This is a genomic window from Streptomyces sp. NPDC015127 (genome assembly GCF_043080095.1).
Taxonomy (GTDB): Bacteria; Actinomycetota; Actinomycetes; order Streptomycetales; family Streptomycetaceae; genus Streptomyces.
This window is the reverse complement of record NZ_JBIBVE010000007.1, coordinates 125,355-142,303: the sequence shown is the minus strand read 5'-3', so window position 1 is coordinate 142,303 and position 16,949 is coordinate 125,355. Positions and strand designations below refer to the sequence as shown.

The 16,949-nt window shown below is 73.5% G+C and carries 11 protein-coding genes; 7 read left to right on the top strand and 4 right to left on the bottom strand.

The window, feature by feature from the left end:
- Positions 1-105: 105 nt before the first annotated feature.
- A complete protein-coding gene (ctaD, locus tag ACF08N_RS15770; protein ID WP_392325170.1) occupies positions 106-1,836 on the bottom strand; it encodes a cytochrome c oxidase subunit I in 1,731 nt (576 codons plus the stop codon).
- 711 nt (positions 1,837-2,547) lie between these two features.
- Here ctaD and ACF08N_RS15765 point away from each other — a divergent pair.
- From ACF08N_RS15765 to ACF08N_RS15745, 5 genes are all read left to right on the top strand, one after another.
- Positions 2,548-3,255 (top strand): GntR family transcriptional regulator, encoded by a 708-nt coding sequence (locus ACF08N_RS15765; RefSeq protein ID WP_392325169.1) that lies wholly within the window; start codon positions 2,548-2,550, stop codon positions 3,253-3,255.
- Positions 3,256-3,404: 149 nt separating this feature from the next.
- Positions 3,405-4,688, top strand: a complete 1,284-nt coding sequence (locus ACF08N_RS15760) for an amidohydrolase family protein (protein WP_392325168.1) — start codon at positions 3,405-3,407, stop codon at positions 4,686-4,688.
- Positions 4,689-4,982: 294 nt separating this feature from the next.
- The gene (locus ACF08N_RS15755; protein WP_392325167.1) at positions 4,983-6,326 is read left to right on the top strand and encodes an amidohydrolase family protein; all 1,344 of its coding nucleotides are present in this window, start codon (positions 4,983-4,985) and stop codon (positions 6,324-6,326) included.
- 151 nt (positions 6,327-6,477) lie between these two features.
- Positions 6,478-7,329: a GNAT family N-acetyltransferase gene (locus tag ACF08N_RS15750; protein WP_392325166.1), complete on the top strand. Its 852-nt coding sequence runs from the start codon at positions 6,478-6,480 to the stop codon at positions 7,327-7,329.
- 203 nt (positions 7,330-7,532) lie between these two features.
- Positions 7,533-8,189, top strand: a complete 657-nt coding sequence (locus tag ACF08N_RS15745) for a pyridoxamine 5'-phosphate oxidase family protein (RefSeq protein WP_392325165.1) — start codon at positions 7,533-7,535, stop codon at positions 8,187-8,189.
- Between the two features lie 40 nt (positions 8,190-8,229).
- On the opposite strand, the gene ACF08N_RS15740 is transcribed toward ACF08N_RS15745, so the two are convergent.
- Complete coding sequence (locus ACF08N_RS15740) at positions 8,230-10,293, bottom strand: SpoIIE family protein phosphatase (protein WP_392325164.1); 2,064 nt, start codon at positions 10,291-10,293, stop codon at positions 8,230-8,232.
- A gap of 94 nt (positions 10,294-10,387) precedes the next feature.
- Positions 10,388-12,751 (bottom strand): SpoIIE family protein phosphatase, encoded by a 2,364-nt coding sequence (locus ACF08N_RS15735; protein ID WP_392325163.1) that lies wholly within the window; start codon positions 12,749-12,751, stop codon positions 10,388-10,390.
- Positions 12,752-12,942: 191 nt separating this feature from the next.
- Between ACF08N_RS15735 and ACF08N_RS15730 the strand changes: the two genes are divergently transcribed.
- Positions 12,943-13,944 carry a DUF1206 domain-containing protein gene (locus ACF08N_RS15730; RefSeq protein ID WP_392325162.1) on the top strand — a complete coding sequence of 334 codons (1,002 nt, stop codon included), beginning with the start codon at positions 12,943-12,945 and terminating at the stop codon, positions 13,942-13,944.
- A gap of 22 nt (positions 13,945-13,966) precedes the next feature.
- Here the strand turns inward: ACF08N_RS15730 and ACF08N_RS15725 are convergent, their stop codons facing one another.
- Positions 13,967-14,794, bottom strand: a complete 828-nt coding sequence (locus ACF08N_RS15725) for a PP2C family protein-serine/threonine phosphatase (RefSeq protein WP_392325161.1) — start codon at positions 14,792-14,794, stop codon at positions 13,967-13,969.
- A 193-nt stretch (positions 14,795-14,987) separates the two neighbouring features.
- Here ACF08N_RS15725 and ACF08N_RS15720 point away from each other — a divergent pair, with 193 nt between their 5' ends.
- Complete coding sequence (locus tag ACF08N_RS15720) at positions 14,988-16,940, top strand: FUSC family protein (RefSeq protein ID WP_392325160.1); 1,953 nt, start codon at positions 14,988-14,990, stop codon at positions 16,938-16,940.
- The last annotated feature ends 9 nt before the right edge of the window (positions 16,941-16,949 follow it).

Genomic DNA, 16,949 nt, shown 5'->3' with positions numbered 1-16,949 from the left:
ACACCCGCGATTCAGTCTAGGACCCACCCCGGGCGGCGGCGACCCGCACCGGTCCGGGTCCGGGCAGGCGGCGGCCCCCCGTCGGCCCAGGTCCCCCTCCCCCCGTCAGCCCAGGCCCTCCTCGTCCGTCGGCCTCGCGACGCCCTGGCCCGGTTCCACCGCGTCGCGGCGGCCGAGTGAACGCGCTTCGTCGAGCCGTGCGGGGCCGGGGTGGTGCAGGTCGAAGGCGGGCGATTCGGAGCGGATCTTGGGCAGGGCGGTGAAGTTGTGGCGAGGTGGCGGGCAGGAGGTGGCCCATTCGAGTGAGCGCCCGTAGCCCCAGGGGTCGTCGACGTCGACGCGCCGGGCCGTCTTCGCGGTCTTCCACACGTTGTAGAAGAACGGCAGTGTCGAGATCCCGAGCAGGAAGGCGCCGATGGAGGAGACGGTGTTGAGCGCGGTGAAGCCGTCGGCGGCGAGGTAGTCGGCGTAGCGGCGGGGCATGCCCTCGGCACCGAGCCAGTGCTGCACGAGGAAGGTGGTGTGGAATCCGACGAACAGCGTCCAGAAATGGATCTTCCCGAGGCGCTCGTCGAGCATGGTGCCGGTCATCTTGGGCCACCAGAAGTAGAAGCCGGCGAACATCGCGAAGACGACCGTGCCGAAGACGACATAGTGGAAGTGGGCCACCACGAAATAGGTGTCGGTGACATGGAAATCCATCGGGGGCGACGCGAGGACGATGCCCGTCAGGCCGCCGAAGAGGAAGGTCACGAGAAAGCCGACCGACCACAGCATCGGCGTCTCGAACGACAGGGACCCGGTCCACATCGTGCCGATCCAGTTGAAGAACTTCACCCCGGTCGGCACGGCGATGAGGAACGTCATGAACGAGAAGAACGGCAGCAGGACGGCACCCGTCGCGAACATGTGGTGCGCCCACACCACCACGGACAGACCGGTGATGGCGATGGTGGCGCCGACGAGGCCGACGTAACCGAAGATCGGTTTACGCGAGAACACCGGGATGATCTCGGTGATGATGCCGAAGAACGGCAGCGCGATGATGTAGACCTCGGGATGGCCGAAGAACCAGAAGAGGTGCTGCCACAGCAGCGCCCCGCCGTTCTCCGGGTTGTAGACCTGGGCCCCGAAACGGCGGTCCGCCTCCAGGACCAGCAGGGCGGCCGCGAGGACCGGGAACGCCATCAGGACCAGCACCGAGGTGAACAGCACGTTCCAGGTGAAGATCGGCATCCGGAACATGGTCATGCCCGGGCCGCGCAGGCAGATGATCGTGGTGACGAAGTTGACCGCGCCGAGGATCGTGCCGAACCCGGCCAGCGCGAGCCCCATGATCCACAGGTCGCCGCCGACGAAGGGGGCGCGCTCGGCTCCGCTGAGCGGCGTGTAGGCGGTCCAGCCGAAGTCCGCGGCCCCCTGGGGCGTCAGCAGAGCGCCGACCACGATCAGACCGCCGAAGAGGAACAGCCAGAAGGAGAGCATGTTCAGCCGGGGGAAGGCGACGTCGGGCGAGCCGATCTGCAGCGGCATGACGGCGTTGGCGAACCCCGCGAACGTAGGGGTGGCGAACAGCAGCAGCATGATCGTTCCGTGCAACGTGAACATCTGGTTGTACTGCTCGCTGCTGATGATCTGCAGGCCAGGGCGCGCCAGCTCCGCGCGGAGCAGCAGGGCCATCACACCGCCGAGGACGAAGAAGAGGAACGACGCGACCAGGTACAGGTGTCCGATCTTCTTGTGGTCGGTGGTGGTGATCCAGGAGATCACCACCTGGCCTCGTCCCCGGTGGGGAACCGGAACCGGCGTGACGGGCTGCTCGGTCGGCGTCGCCATGTAAACCCTTCCATGTCGGGCTGGGCGGAACACGGCGCACAGGACAGGTGGTCGAGTGCCGGTGTGCCGGTCTCCTGACTACCCCGTGCCCACGGCATGACGCCTGCCGAAACGGCGGCGCGTAAGAGTGACCGTACGGGCCGCGGACCGGCCGGGACCTGGTGGCGCGCTCGGTCCCGGTCGTCGCCCGGGCGGGTGTACCGGGCGGTGCGCACCGTGATCCCGGCGGTGCACCTTGCGATTCCTCCAGGGCCGCGCCGGGCTGCACGATATGACCGGCCGTCAGCCGATGGATCACCTCGGACGGCGAGCCTGCGCGACTCCGCGTCGGCCTCCGGCCACGCGCGGCCGCAGCTCACCTTCAGCGCGCAGCAACTTCCCGGCTGGGAAAGCCGGTTGAGGTGAGCGGAACGCTTCCGAAGGGACTCGTCCGCGCGTTGAGGGGTCTACGCGGCGGCGGGCCTCGACACCGCGCGCGCCCTGGACGAGGTCCAGTCCAACGAACACCGCAAGACGATGATGCGCACCAGCTCGGCACAGCTGATGGCCTTCCTCTCCGAGGCCGGCCTCCCGAGCCGCCGGCGGCGGCGATCTACCGGCGGCTGGGAAGCGCCGGCGGATGGTGACGCGACCCTGACCGACCGCTCCGGCGGAGCGGCGGCCTCCGGGACATATCCTCGGCCGAGGCACGCCGAGTGAAGGGCCGTAGAGGTGGCGGAGAGCAGGAAGACCGATTCGGTCGGCACGGAAGGCGGCGCGGAAGGCGGCGCGCGTCCCTCCGCCTCGCTCAGCGCGCGGGCGCGCGAGGCCGTCCGGCAGCGCATCGTCGACCGGCGGTACGCCCAGGGCGCCCGCCTGGTCGAGCGCGAGGTCGCCGAGGAGCTCGGCATGTCGCGCGTCCCCGTCCGCGAGGCCCTACGGGCCCTGGTCGCCGAGGGCCTGCTGGAACTGCTGCCGCACAGCGGAGTGCGGGTGCGCCGCCTGGAGCGGACCGACGTGGAGCACCTGTACGAGGTGTGGGAGCCGCTCGCCGTCCAGGCGTCGCGGCTCGCCGCGCGGGCGGCGGCCGGCGACCCCGAGGGCCTCGCCGCCCTGGAGTCGACGCTCCGGCAGGCCGAGCAGGCGGCCGCGGAGGACGCCGGGGCACGCGAGGTGGCGGCCCACACGGCGTTCCACGAGGGCGTCGTGGCTCTGTCGGGCAACCCGCTCCTCGCCCGCACGATGGAGCAGTTGAGCTGGCAGCTCCAGCTCCTGTTCGGCATGCGCGAGGAGCCCGCGCACATGCGTGCCCAGCACGCGGACATGTTCCGCCACATCGCGCTGGGCGACGCGGAGGCCGCCGCGGCGAGCACGCTGCTCCATGTGCGCGACAGCAGGACCGTGGCGCTGCGCTCCCTCTTCGGCGACACCGCACTCTGAGCTGTTTGTATACCAAGTCATGGAACCGCACCATGTGATGTCCGGAGTTCCTGCTCTTTCTTGCCTCCACGGCATCACCCTTGCTCGTCGCGATCAGGTTGGTATACAAACTACGGACCCGCCGTACCTACTCCCCCAGGGAGCCCCCTATGTGTGTCGACTCCGCACCGCCGCCCTCCCCCCGTCTGACCCGCCGCGGGATCCTCGCGGGCGCCGCAGCGCTCGCCGGCACCGTCGCGATCGCCTCCCCCTCCCCCGCCACCGCCGCGGACCGGCACAGCTCCGTACGAGGCGACAGGCCGGCGGGCGGCGACCTCGTCGTCCGGGGCGGCACGCTGCTGGACCCGGAGACCGGCGAGGTCACCGAGGACGCCGTCGTCGTCATACGGGACGGGGTCGTGCGGGCCGCCGGGGCACAGGCGGACACGGAGACGCCCGAGGGCGCGGAGGTCCTCGACGCCCACGGCCGCTGGATCCTGCCCGGCCTGGTGGATGCGCACATTCACCTGAGCACGGCCGCCGAGGCCCGCGACGCAGTCCGCCTGGGCGCGACCAGCGCGCGCAGCGGTTCGACGAACTTCTACCAGGACATCGCCGTACGGGAACTGGCCCGCCACACCCCCGCACTGGCACCTCGTCTGCGGGCCGCCGGCGTCTTCGTCACGCCGCATCTCGGCGACACGGTGCTGGCCGACCCCGACCTCACACCGCTCGCCGGCCTCAAAGACGGCGTCCGCTCGGCCGAGGCCCTGCGCCGGGTCGTCGAGGTGAACCTCGCGCGCGGCGCCGACGTCATCAAGACACGCGTCAACGAGCGTGCGGGGCTGCCCGAGCAGGACCCGCTGACGCAGGTGTACTCGCACGAGCAGCTGTCCGAGATCGTGGCCGCGGCCCGGCGCGGCGGCAAGGGCGTCCTGTGCCACAGCTACAGCGAGAAGGGCTGCCACGACGCGGTCACGGCGGGCATCCGCTCCCTGGAGCACGGCGCGTTCGTCGGCGAACGCACGCTGCACGAGATGCGCCGCCGAGGTACCTACTTCACCCCCACGCTCACCGCCATCGCCGGACTGGCCTCGTCGCCGGACCCGGTGCTCGCCGAACGCGGTCGCACCTACCTGCCGGTGCTGAAGCGGGCCGTCCTCGCGGCGCACGAGCTCGGTGTGCCGCTGGCGGCGGGCACGGACTCGTCGGGCGGGACCGTCGAGCCCGTGGGCCGGGAGGTCGAGCTGATGCGCGAGGCCGGACTGCCGGCGCTCGACGCGATCCGTACGGCCACGACCGGCGCCGCCCGGCTGCTGGGCCTGGAGCGCACGGCCGGCCGGCTCGCGCGGGGCTTCGCGGGCGACGTCGTCGTGGTGGACGGCGACCCGCTCGCTGACGTGTCGGTGTTGAAGAGGCCTGTACGGGTCGTCCGCGCGGGCGTCGTGCTCTAGGGCCTCTCGTTTGGATCATGCCGGGCTCGCGGGCCCTGGCACGCACGCTCGCCGCGTTGTCGTCGGTCGCCATGGCTCCGCCATTGTCTCCCTCCTCCGCCTTGCGATCGCACGCACCAGACCCCGCTCACTGATCCGGCCTGATCCAAACGAAAGACCCTAGCCGCACCCGAGGCGCCGACTGCCGGGGCGGGCAGCGCCGTTGGGCCCCTGCCCGCCTCTCGCCCGAGCCGCCGCGCGCACCGCCGCCCCCACCTCCACCGCCGTGATCCAGCCACTGTCGAAGGAGTCTCCATGACACCGTCCTCGCACACCGCCGACGGCCCGTCCCGGCGCAGCGTGATCGCCGGTGCGGCCGCCATGGCCGGCACCACCGCGGCGCTCTCGGCCGCGGCCTCCCTGTCCCCGGCCCAGGCCGCCCCCGCCACCGATGCGCAGCCGCACGGCGGCCGCCGCTCCAGGGCCGTGGTGTTCCGGGACGTGCGCCCGTTCGGTGCGCGGACCCCTGTGGACCTGACGGTCGTCGACGGCCGGATCTCGGACCGGCCCGCGCCGCCCGGTGCCGAGGTCGTCGACGGCGGCGGCCGTATCGCGCTCCCCGCGCTCGTGGACGCGCACATCCACCCCGACAAGACGACGTGGGGCGGCCCATGGGTGACGCGCAAGCCGGCGAACGGCCTCGCCGACTACGTGGCCCAGGACGTCGAACTGTTCCGCAGTCAGCGCCGGCCCGTGGCGGAGCGCGCGTACGGCCTGATGGCACACGCCGTCACCCGCGGCACCCGGGCGATGCGTGCCCACGCGGACGTGGCACCGGCGTACGACCTGGCCGGTGTGGAAGGCGTCGGCACGGCCCGGGAGCGGCTGCGGCACGCGCTCGACGTCCAGATCGTCGCCTTCCCCCAGCACGGCGTGATCCGCACTCCCGGTACGGCGGAGCTGCTCGAGGAGGCGGCGCGCACAGGGGCCGTCGACCTGATCGGCGGCATCGACCCGATCGGCTTCGACCAGGCGCTCGACGAGCAGCTCGACCTGGTCTTCGGCATCGCGGACCGGCACGGGATCGGCGTCGACATCCACCTGCACGACCGCGGCGAGAAGGGGCTCACGGCGCTGCGCGGCATCATCGACCGCACGCGGGCGCTGTCCCTGCGGGGCAAGGTCACCGTCAGCCATGTGTTCTGCCTGCCGGGGCTGGACGACCGCGAACTGGGCGCGGTGGCCTCGGACATGGGCGACCTGGGCATGTCGCTGACCACGGTGGCGCCCTCCGACTCGCTGGTCCTGCCGATCGCGCGGCTGCGGGAGCACGGCGTGGACGTCGGGCTGGGCTCCGACGGGGTGCGCGACTCGTGGAGTCCGTTCGGCAACGCCGACATGCTGCACCGCACGCATCTGCTGGGCTGGGTCACGGACGTACGCCTCGACGAGGAGCTGGCGGACTGTTACCGCGTGGCCGCGCACGGCGGCGCGGACATCCTGGGCCTCGCCCGCGCGGACCTCACCCCCGGGGCTCCGGCCGACTTCGTCCTCGTACGCGGTGAGTGCCTGCCGCAGGTGGTCGTCGACACACCGCAGCGCGACATGGTCGTCCACGGCGGACGGGTCGTGGCGCGGGACGGGGAACTGGTGGGCTGAGTCCCCGGCTTGCGGCTCCGCCGGGCGGCGGCGCGTATTGGCCGGTCCTGATCGGCCGTGCGCGACGCGGCTGTTAGAAACGCCTCGTCGGACACGTAGGACGAGGCACACGGGCGGCAGCTGCTCTTCCGCCCGGCGGAGGGATCGGACCGTGGCGGAATTCGAGATCCGGAACGCGAGCGCCCACGACATCGCGCTCATGAGGGACTGGGCCGACGAGGAGGGCTGGAATCCGGGCGACTCGGATCCGAGCGCCTTCACCGTCACCGATCCGCACGGCTTCCTGGTCGGGCACCTGGACGGTGAGCCGGTGGGCTGCATCTCGGCCGTGCGCTACGGCTCCGGGTTCGGGTTCATCGGCTTCTACATGACCCGCCCCTCGGTGCGCGGACAGGGCTACGGCATCCAGCTCTGGCACGCCGGTACCGCGCGTCTTGCCGGCCGCGTCGTCGGGCTCGACGGCGTCGTCGACCAGCAGGACAACTATCGCCGGTCCGGGTTCCGCCACGCCTGGAACAACGTCCGCTTCGAGGGGGTGCCGCCGCACGGCGCCGCAGCGCCGCCGGCGGGTGTGGAACTGGTCGATGCCCGTTCCCTTCCGTTCGGCCGGCTCGCCGCGTACGACCGCCGGTTCTTCCCCGAGGCACGGCACGCCTTCCTCGCGGCCTGGGTCGGCCTGCCCGGTCGCACCGCCGTCGCCGCGCTGCGCGGGGGCGAGCTGCAGGGGCTCGGCGTCATCCGCCCCTGCAGCGGAGCCTCGCGCATCGGGCCTCTCTACGCGGCCGACGCGGACCTGGCAGCCGCGCTGGTCCACGCGCTCGCGGCGACAACTCCCGGGGCGGCCGTGGCCGTCGACGTCCCCGACCACAACACGGCGGCCCTGGACCTGATGGGGCAGCTCGGGCTCGCGCCCGGCTTCGAGGCCGCCCGCATGTACACCGGTCCGGGCCCCGAGACGGACCGGTCGGGACTGTTCGGCATCACCAGCCTCGAACTCGGCTGACCGCCGCCCTGTTCGCGGACGCGGGCGCGGTTCATCACCGCGAGCGATCAGTGGATCTTCACAACTGTGCGACGGCTTCGACGCCTTCCCACAGCCCGGGCCGGGCACGATAGTGACCCCATCGCGTCGGTCATCCACCCGACGCGGAACGAGACTATGTGCACCACCGTTCCACCAGGCCCACAGAAAGAGGACGACCCCCCGTGACACCTCACAGCGGCACCTTCGGATCCGCCGGCGAGCGTCTGCTGCAGAACCACCTCGGCAGCGCGGAGCGGGCCGCCGGATTCTACGGCCGCCAGGTCCAACCCCAGCTCACGCCCCAGATGCGCGACTTCATACGCCATCAGAACATGGTCTTCATCTCGACGGCCGACGCCCGCGGAGAGTGCGACGCCAGCTTCCGGGCCGGCCCGCCGGGCTTCGTCGTCGATCTGGACCAGAGAACCCTGACGTATCCCGAGTACCGCGGCAACGGAGTGCTCGCCAGTGCCGGGAACATCACGGAAAATCCGCATATGGGCCTGCTGTTCATCGACTTCACCCACCACCACATCGGGCTGCACGTCAACGGAACGGCCCTGCTGCGCACCGACGAGGAGCAGCGGCGGACGTATCCGCACCTGCCTGTCGAGACGGCTCCCGGACGCCGCCCCGAACTGTGGGTCCACCTCGTCGTGGAAGAGGCGTACGTGCACTGCTCGAAGCACATCCCGCACCTGGAGCCCGCCCAGCGCCCGCGGCTCTCCCCGGACCACCGCCCCAAGGACGCCGAGTACTTCGTCGCCCCTCGCCCCACCGCTCCGCCGTCCCCCGCGCCCGTCCCGGTCCCGGCCCGCCACCACGGCCACGGCGGTTAGGGCCTGTTGCGCATCCGGCGGCACCCAGGGGCAAGGGCCGTCAGGGCGTACGGCGGACCGCGAGCAGGGCGACGTCGTCGATGCGGCCCTCGTCGTCCTGGCCTGTGAGGAACTCCGCGAGAGCCGCGAGATCGACGTCGCCGCCGCCCGGCGCTGTCCGCAGCCAGTCCCTGACGTCGTCCGCCATGCGGCGCACACACGTGTCGATGTCGGCGTCCCGCCGCTCGACCAGCCCGTCGGTGAAGAGCAGAAGCGCCTCGCCCGCGCCGAGCGTCGCCGCTGTCGTGGGGTAGTGCGCCTGCGGGTCCACGCCGAGCGGCGGGCCGCCCGCGAGACGGACCTCACCGACGTCTGCGGGGTGCACACGGAGCGGGTGGGGGTGCCCGGCCCGCGCACCGTTCAGCGAGCCGTCGACCGGATCCAGGACGAGATACGCGCAGGTCGCGAAGCGGTCGGTCTCCAGGTCGCACAGCACGCGGTTGACCCGGGCCAGGATCGTTCCGGGTGCCAGGCCCGCCTCGGCGCAGGTGCGCAGCGCGACCCGCAACTGCCCCATGACGGCGGAGGCATGGGCGTCGTGGCCCTGGACGTCGCCGATGACCAGGGCCGCCGTTCCGTCGCTGAGGGGCAGGACGTCGTACCAGTCCCCGCCGATGTGCATGCCGCGCGTGCCGGGCAGGTAGCGGGACTGCGCGCTGAGCGCGGAGAGCACAGGCAGGTGGCGCGGGAGCATGGCCTCCTGGAGGTCGGTGGCGCGCTGGTGCTCGGCGTCGAACAGCAGCGCGCGCTCCAGGCTCTGGGTGAGGATGACGGCGACCGCCGTGTAGAAGGTGCGCTGGCCGGCGTCGAAGTGCCGGGGGCCGGCGAAGGCGATCAGGCAGGCCCCGGTGACATGGTCGCCGGACCCGAGGGACAGCACCACCCAGGACCTCGGCGGCAGCGGGGCGGCGGCGAGGCCGGGGAGGTTCGGCAGCGAGTGCCGGCTGAGGTCCTCGATGAACAGCGGCTCCTCCTGGGTGGCCGCGAAAGCCATCGTCTCGCGGGCAGGGGCGCGCAGGGGTTCCAGGTCGGGAGCGATACGGGTCTCGCCCAGGATCTCGAGACGGCCGCCGTCCACGATCCCGAGGACCAGGTTCTCGGCGCCGAGGGCGGGGCGCGCCAGATCGGTCATGACCTGGGTGACGTCGCGCACCGTGACCGCCTTGGACAGAGCACGGGTGAGCGTGAACAGGAAGGCGTCGCGGGAGCTGTCGGGCGAGACGCGGGCGCGACGGGATGGGGCCGCGCCGGCCCCGGTCTCGTAGACGACCCCGAGCGCTCGGGACGGGCGGCCCGCGTCGTTCAGCAGGACGCGCCCGCACTCGGCCAGGTGGTGCACACTGCCGTCGGGATGGACGACGCGGTAGTCCAGGTGGTACCGGTCGGGGCCGGCCGGGTCACCGGACTCGGCCGCGGCGACGGCGGACTCGGTGACCTGCGCGATCGCGGCCTGCAGCACCGGCACGTCGTCGGGATGCAGCAGGGCGAAGAACGTCTCGCCCCTGCCGTCGAACACGGACGGGTCGACGCCGTAGATCGCGCAGGCGCGGTCGTCCCAGTAGACGTCGTCCGCGGAGAAGTCCCAGGCGAAGACGCCGGCCTCCGCCGCGTCCATGGCCGTGGCGAGAAGCCCGGACTCGGCGCGGGCGCGCAGCCCCAGGGCGCATCCCTCGGCGAGCAGGGCCCAGGTGTCCGGGTCCGGCCGGTCGCCGTCCTGCCCGGAGTCGTCGTCGCCCAGGCCGACGGCGAGCGCGCCGAACACCTGACCGTCGGTCGCCAGAGGGAGCACCGTCGTGCGGCCGGCGGTGCCGCGCACGGCCCTGTGCCGCCCGGTGCGCACGACCTCCCGAGCGGCCTCGTCGACGCCCTCGTCGCGGCCGGCGAGGCCCTTGGGGAACACGTCGAGGGTGTCCCCCCGTCCGACGTACAGCCGGGTGTGTCCGGCCGGGAGGCCCCAGAGTCCCCCGCCCGTGGCGGTCAAGGCGTCCAGCATGGCCTGTGGTTCACGGCAGCGCAGGACACGCAGCACGTGGCGCACGAACTCTGAGGGTTCGGCTATGCGCATGCCACAACCTTTCCGACGGCAGCCCGCAGGCCCATTCTGCGCACTGGGCGGACGGGGGGCATGTTGTCGCGCCGGATGTCCGGCACCGGGGACGTCATGCTTCCGGCAGGGTCTGCTCGGCCCAGATCGTCTTGCCCGTCGGGCTGTAGCGGGTGCCCCAGCACTCGGTGAGGCTCGCGACCAGCAGCAGCCCGCGGCCTCCCTCGTCGAAGGCCCGGGCGCGGCGCAGGTGAGGCGCGGTGCTGCTGCCGTCGGAGACCTCGCACACGAGCGCCGTGTCCCGGATGAGGCGCAGCTGGATAGGGCCGCCGCCGTAGCGGATGGCGTTGGTGACGAGTTCGCTGACGACGAGCTCGGTGGTGAAGACGGCCTCGCCCAGGCCCCATTCCTCCAGCTGCGCGGCCGCGCGTCTGCGGGCCTCGGCGACCACGGCCGGGTCGGCGGGCAGGTCCCAGCAGGCGTAGTGGCCCGCGTCCAGCCGACAGGTGCGGGCGAGGAGGAGGGCGACGTCGTCGGAGGGTCGCCGGTCGGTCACCAGGGCCCGCACGACGGTGTCGCAGGTGTCCTCCAACGACGACACCGGCTGGGCGAGCGTGTCGCGCAGCACGTCGAGGGCGGTGTCGATGTCGCGCCCGGGGGACTCGATCAGGCCGTCGGTGTACAGCGCGAGCAGGCTGCCCTCGGGCAGCTCGAACTCGGCTGCCTCGAACGGCAGTCCGCCCACGCCCAGCGGCGGGCCGGTGGGCACGTCCAGGAGCACGGCGGACCCGTCGGGGCGGACGAGGACCGGTACGGGGTGACCCGCCGTCGCGAGCGCACAGCGCCCCGAGACCGGGTCGTACACGGCGTACAGACAGGTCGCCCCCACGACCGACGAACTGCTCACGCCGTCCTGCGCCTCCTCGCGGTCCAGTTTCAGGACGAGGTCGTCCAGCTGGGTCAGCAGTTCGTCCGGCGCCAGGTCCACGTCGGCCAGGGTGCGTACGGCGGTGCGCAGGCGGCCCATGGTGGCCGATGCCTGGACTCCGTGGCCGACGACATCGCCCACGACCAGGGCGACTCTGGCGCCCGACAGCGGCACGACGTCGAACCAGTCGCCGCCGATGCCCGCGCCCGTCGCGCTCGGCAGATAGCGCGACGCGACCTCCACGGCGTGCTGCCGTGCCGTGCGGCGCGGCAGCAGGCTGCGCTGCAGTGCGAGGGCGGTGGCGCGTTCACGCGTGTAGCGGCGGGCGTTGTCCACGCACACGGCGGCCCGGGCCACCAGTTCCCCGGCCAGCAGGAGGTCGCTGTCGTCGAAGGTTTCGGCCGTCCGGTGCCGGCAGAAGATGGCGATGCCCAGGGTGGTGCCGCGCGCCTTGAGCGGGGCCACGACCATCGAGTGGATCCCGTGAGTGCGCATGCTGCGGGCGCGTGCCGGGTCGACGGCCGACCAGTCCAGCAGGGCTTCCTCGTCGATCACGCACCGTGCCGCCTCGCCCTCGACCAGGACACGGCCGAGCACCGAGGCGCGGGCGTAGGTGTGCCGCTCCCCCAGCGGCACCACCGACTCGGGACAGCCGTCCAGGACCGACCCCTGGGCCATGCGGCGGAAGACGATGGTGTCCCCGTGGGTGGCCGGCTTGGCCTCGTCTCCCTCCATGACCCCCGCCAGCAGGTCCACGGTGACGAAGTCTGCGAAGTTCTCGGTGGCCAGTTCGACCAGTTCCTCGGCGGTGCGGCGCAGGTCGAGGGTGCTGCCGATCCGCATGCTCGCCTCGTTGAGCACGGCCATGCGCCGGCGCGCCCAGTACTGCTCGCTGGTGTCGAGGGTCACCACGGAGACGCCCTGCACGGTGCCCGTACGGTCCTTCACGGGGGAGAGCACGGCGGACCACGCGCGCTCGCCGCCGATGCCGGGGCGCAGGTACATGTCGTACGCCCGGGGCTCCCCGGTGCGCAGGACCTCGGCGGCGGCCGCTGCGAGCCCCTCCCCTCCTTCCAGGATCACGCCCGGCGCCACTTCGCCGGGCAGCAGCCCGCGCAGCTGGTCGACCCCGCCGGCGAGCCCGGCGGCGGCCGCGGTGTTGGCCGAGACGAGGCGCATGCCGCGGTCGAAGAACGCGACCGGGACGGGAAGCTGCTCCAGGATCCAGCGCGCGAGCTCGGCCGGCACCCGGCCGACCGCCCCGGGCGCGCTGCCGTCGTGGGCACCGAGGTCGTGACCGGGCACGGCGTCCTCGCGGAGCGCGGTGCGGTCACGTGGGGGCGCGGTTCCGTCGTGCGGGCGCGCGGTGCCGTCGTGTCGCAGCGTCGGCGCGGGGTCCGGGGGCGGGGCGGCCGGTTCGTGGGCAGGTGCGGATGCCGACAGGCCGGATGCGGCGGATGCGGCGGGTTCCGGAGGGGTTCCGGTCACCGTCGGCGGCCGGGGCGCGCCGTCCTCCGCGCCGCCCGGCCGGCTGCTTGTGCGGATGCCCATGGGGCCACCACTTCGTCTGGCGCCGCTCGGTCCCGCTGACCCCGCGGACCCGACAAGCGGCTCTGGTCCCAGCATGCTCCCGCGCCCCCCGACACTCAACATCGACCAAGGAGCACCGTCAGGCCCGCCACGTGCGCGTTCCCGTTTTCCCGCACGGCCGCCGGGCACCTGCGTACCGGAGGTTGCTCCCGATGAACGCACGCACGATGACGTCCCGGGCCCGCTCGGGCGCCCGCAGAGCCGCGGACAGCACCTTCGTCGAGGCGGCGGCACGCTGGGGGTTCGTGGCCCGCGGGGCGATCTACGTGCTCGTCGGGGTTCTCGCCCTGCAGATCGCCTTCGGTTCCGGTGGGCGGCAGGCCGATCGGGGCGGCGCGCTCGCGGAGGTCTCGGCGCGGCCGATGGGCTCGGTGCTGTTGTGGGTGCTCGGCATCGGGCTGGCGGGCATGGCGCTGTGGCGGCTGTCGGAGGCGCTGTTCGGCGCGGCGGAGCCGGACGGCGGCAAGGCGGGCAAGCGGCTGCTGTCAGCGGGCCGGTTCCTCTTCTACGGTGTCGTCGCCTGGTCGGTCCTCGCGTTCGCCGCGGGCGACCGGGCGAGCGGTGGCGCGGCGGGCGACGAGCAGTCCCGGGACGTGACCGCCCAGGTGCTAGGGGGTGTCTTGTCGATCAGGCCGGATCAGCGAGCGGCGTCTGGTGCCGTGCATCGCAAGGCGGAGGAGGGAGGCGACGCGGAGCGTCGGCGACCGACGACAACGCGGCGAGGCGCGGCACCAGACGCCGGGAGCCCGGCAAGATCGGCGAGACACCCCCTAGGGCTGCCGGGCGGGCGGTGGATCGCCGGTGCCGTCGGTCTGGGCATCGCGATCGCCGGGCTGTGCATGGCGGTCCAGGCCGTACGGCGCAGCTACCGCGCGTCCCTCCGGCCGGGTGCCCTGTCGGGACGGATGCTGCGTTGCGTCGATACCGCGGGGGTCGTCGGTGGTGTGGCGCGCGGTGTGGTGTTCGGGGTGATCGGGGTGTTCGTGGTTCGGGCCGCCGTGGAGTACGAATCCGGCGAGGCCAAAGGCGTCGACGACGCCCTGCGCTCCCTCGCGGACACGCCGGCGGGACCGTGGCTGCTGGCGGTCACCGCCGCGGGCCTGGTGCTGTTCGGCCTGTTCTGCTTCGCGATGGCGCGCTGGCGCGAGGTCTGAACGGCGTCGGGGGTCGGCGCGCTCAGCGGTGACGGACGAGCAGCGCCGTGATGTTGTCGTGGCCGCCCGCGTCCAGGGCGTACGCGACCAAGGAGCGTGCCTCGTCGAGGAGTTCGTCGCCGCTGCCCGCCGCCGGCGGGCGCCGGGCGAGCGCCGCCCGCAGGTCCTCCGCACCGGGCAGGCAGCGCCACAGGCCGTCGGTGCACAGCAGCAGACGGCCGGGTCCCTGGGGCCGGTACCCGCGGACGTACGGTGACGGTTCGTCGGCACCGGCTCCCAGCCAGGCTGCGAGTGCCTCGTGCTCGCCCGTGTCGTCCTGCGTCAGCGCCATGCCCGGCCCCTCGTCGGGCAGCCAGTAGGCACGGCTGTCGCCGACCCCGGCGCTCCAGATGCCCTCGGGACCGGCGACGCCGGCGACGAACGTGCACGCGGGCGCGGTGTCCGGCAGCTCGGCTGCCGTGTCCGGCGGTTCGGCGAGTGCGCTGACGGCGTGGAAGGCGCGGCGGGCGGCGTCCGCGAGGGCGGTTTCCGGCAGGGCGCCCGCCCGCAGCAGCCGGGTCAGTGCGGCCACGCCCGCTTCGGCAGCCACCTGGGCGGCGCGTTCCGCGCGCGGCGACAGGGAGACGCCGTCGCACACGGTGGCCGCCGTCCAGGCGCCCATCGTCTCCAGCGCCATCGCGTCCGCGTTGACGGCTCGGCGGTTGCCCCGGTCGCTGACACCGGCCGCGGTGCCCGCGACCGTGATCTCCACATGGGCGCGGAAAGCGGGCTGCTCCGCGCCGCAGTCCCAGCACCAGCCGTCCGGAGCGACCGTTCCGCCGCATCGCACACAGTGCGCCGTGTCCGTCATCGGACCGGCATCGTGTCACGCCGCATGCGGGAAGGCTCCGCGGGCACGGCCCTGTGGGTACAAATCGGGCAGAGGGTTCACACGGCGGCAACACCCCTGTAGCCGCACGGTGCGGCGCCGGGCCTACGCTCACAGGAACACCGTCGGCCGACGCCGCCCCACGGGCCCCCTCCCGCACCGTTGAACGAGGCCCATGCTGCTCGACACTCCTCCCTGGTTCGCTCATCTCTTCCAGCGCCAGCGGCTGCCCATACCCTGGGCCGCCGTCGTGCGCGGCGCGATCGCCTGCGGGCCGCTGCTCGCCGCGGGGCTTGCCGCGGGACGCGCGCACCTGGCCGTCCCCGCCGCCCTCGGCGCGATGCTCGCGGGGGTCAACGACCGGCCCGGTACCCGGCGCAGGGGCGTGGTCCACATCGGTCTGCCCGCGCTCGCCGGGGCGTTCGGCATGCTGCTCGGCGCGGGGCTCGCGCAGCGCGGTTCCGGCTGGTGGGCCGTGGCCGTGGTGTGCGCGGTCTCGCTGGTCTCGGGGGCGGTCAGCGCGGCCGGGCCGGTCAGCTCGGCGGCGGGGATGCAGATGCTCGTGACGGCGATCGTCGGTCTGGGGATGCCGCTGCCGGGAACTCCGTGGGCCAAGGCCCTGTGCTTCCTCGGCGGTGCGGGCTGGCTGCTGTTCCTGCGTCTCCTGCTGTCGTCGCGCGGGCGTTCGGCCGCTGGGCCGCTGAGCGGCGAGCGGGAGGCGGTGGCAGGTGTCCTCGACGCGCTCGCCGACGCGCTCGCCGAGGTGGGACGGCCCGGGGCGGAGGCGGCCCGGCGGCGGCTCACCGCCGCGCTCGACCGCGCCGACGAGGCCCTGCTCCTGCGGCGGCGGCTGCGCCTGGGCCGCCGCCGCGACGAGGTGGAGCTGCTCGAACAATTCGCGGCGGCCACCGCGCTGTGCGAGGCCGCCGTGGCCCTGCTGTGGGAGCGCCGGCCGCTGCCCGTCCGGATCTGCGAGGGCCCTCGGTGCCTCGCGCTGGTCCTGCGCACGGGCGGGCGGCCGGGAGTCCTGTCCGCGCCCGCCTCCGTCACTCCGGCCCGCTCCGCCTTCCACCGGGCGCTCCTGGACACGGCCGTCGCCGTCACCGGCAGCGGGCCCATGCGAGGGCGCACCGCCCGCACGCCGATACGGGCGGAGCGCGGGTACCGGCACCGTGTGTTCGGCCCCGCCGGGCGGGACTACGGGCTGCGTGTCGCCCTGTGTGTCACCGCGAGCGCCGCCGTGGCTCTGGCCCTGCGTGCCGATCACTGGTACTGGCTGCCCGCGACCGCCGCGTTCCTGGTCAAGCCGGATCTCGGTCCTCTGTTCTCCCGTACGGTTAACCGTTTCGCCGGGACGGTCGCCGGGGTGGCGGCCTTCGGCGCCGCCTCGGCGCTGTTCGCGGGAGTGTGGTGGCCCGTCGTCACCGCGGCGCTCGCCGGCGCTCTCCTGCCCGTGGCCACGCGGCACTTCGCCTTCCAGACGACGGTCGTGACCGTGATGGTCCTGTCGTTCGTGCACGTCGGCGGCGACACGGAGGTCGCGGGCCTGCGGCTGCTCGACACGTCGATCGCCTGCGGCCTCGTGCTCCTGGTCGGCCATCTGCCGCGCGTGGGGGATCCCCGCCGACGCGTACGCCACCGTGCCGCGACGGCCGTGCGCCGCACCGAGCGGTACCTGCACCATGTCCTGACCACCGCCGCCGGGCAGCCGGCCGAACAGCGTCTCGCGCTCCGGCGCGCCGCCTACGCGGCGCTGGCCGAGGCCCGCTCCGCCGCGGGGACGGCGTCCGCCGAACTCCTCCCCCGGAACGTCCCCGGCTGCGACTGGGAGCCGCTGCTCACGACCACGGAACGCATCGCGGACGCGACGACCGCGTACGCGGTCCACCTCGCCCACGGATCCCGCCCGCCCGTCGCCGCCGTCCACCGGCTGGCGCGCGCCCTGTCAGCCGCCGCCGACGCCCTGGACCACGGGCGGGCCCCGGAAGGGGACGTCGGGCGGGCGGCGCACGCGCTGCGGGAGCACCTGCGGCACAGCGGGCTGGAGACGCTCGCGCACGACGACGCTGCCGGAACGGGCACGGATCCCGGCGAGCCGCGCCGCCGCACGCCCGTCCGGGCGCTCTGAGGGACCGGG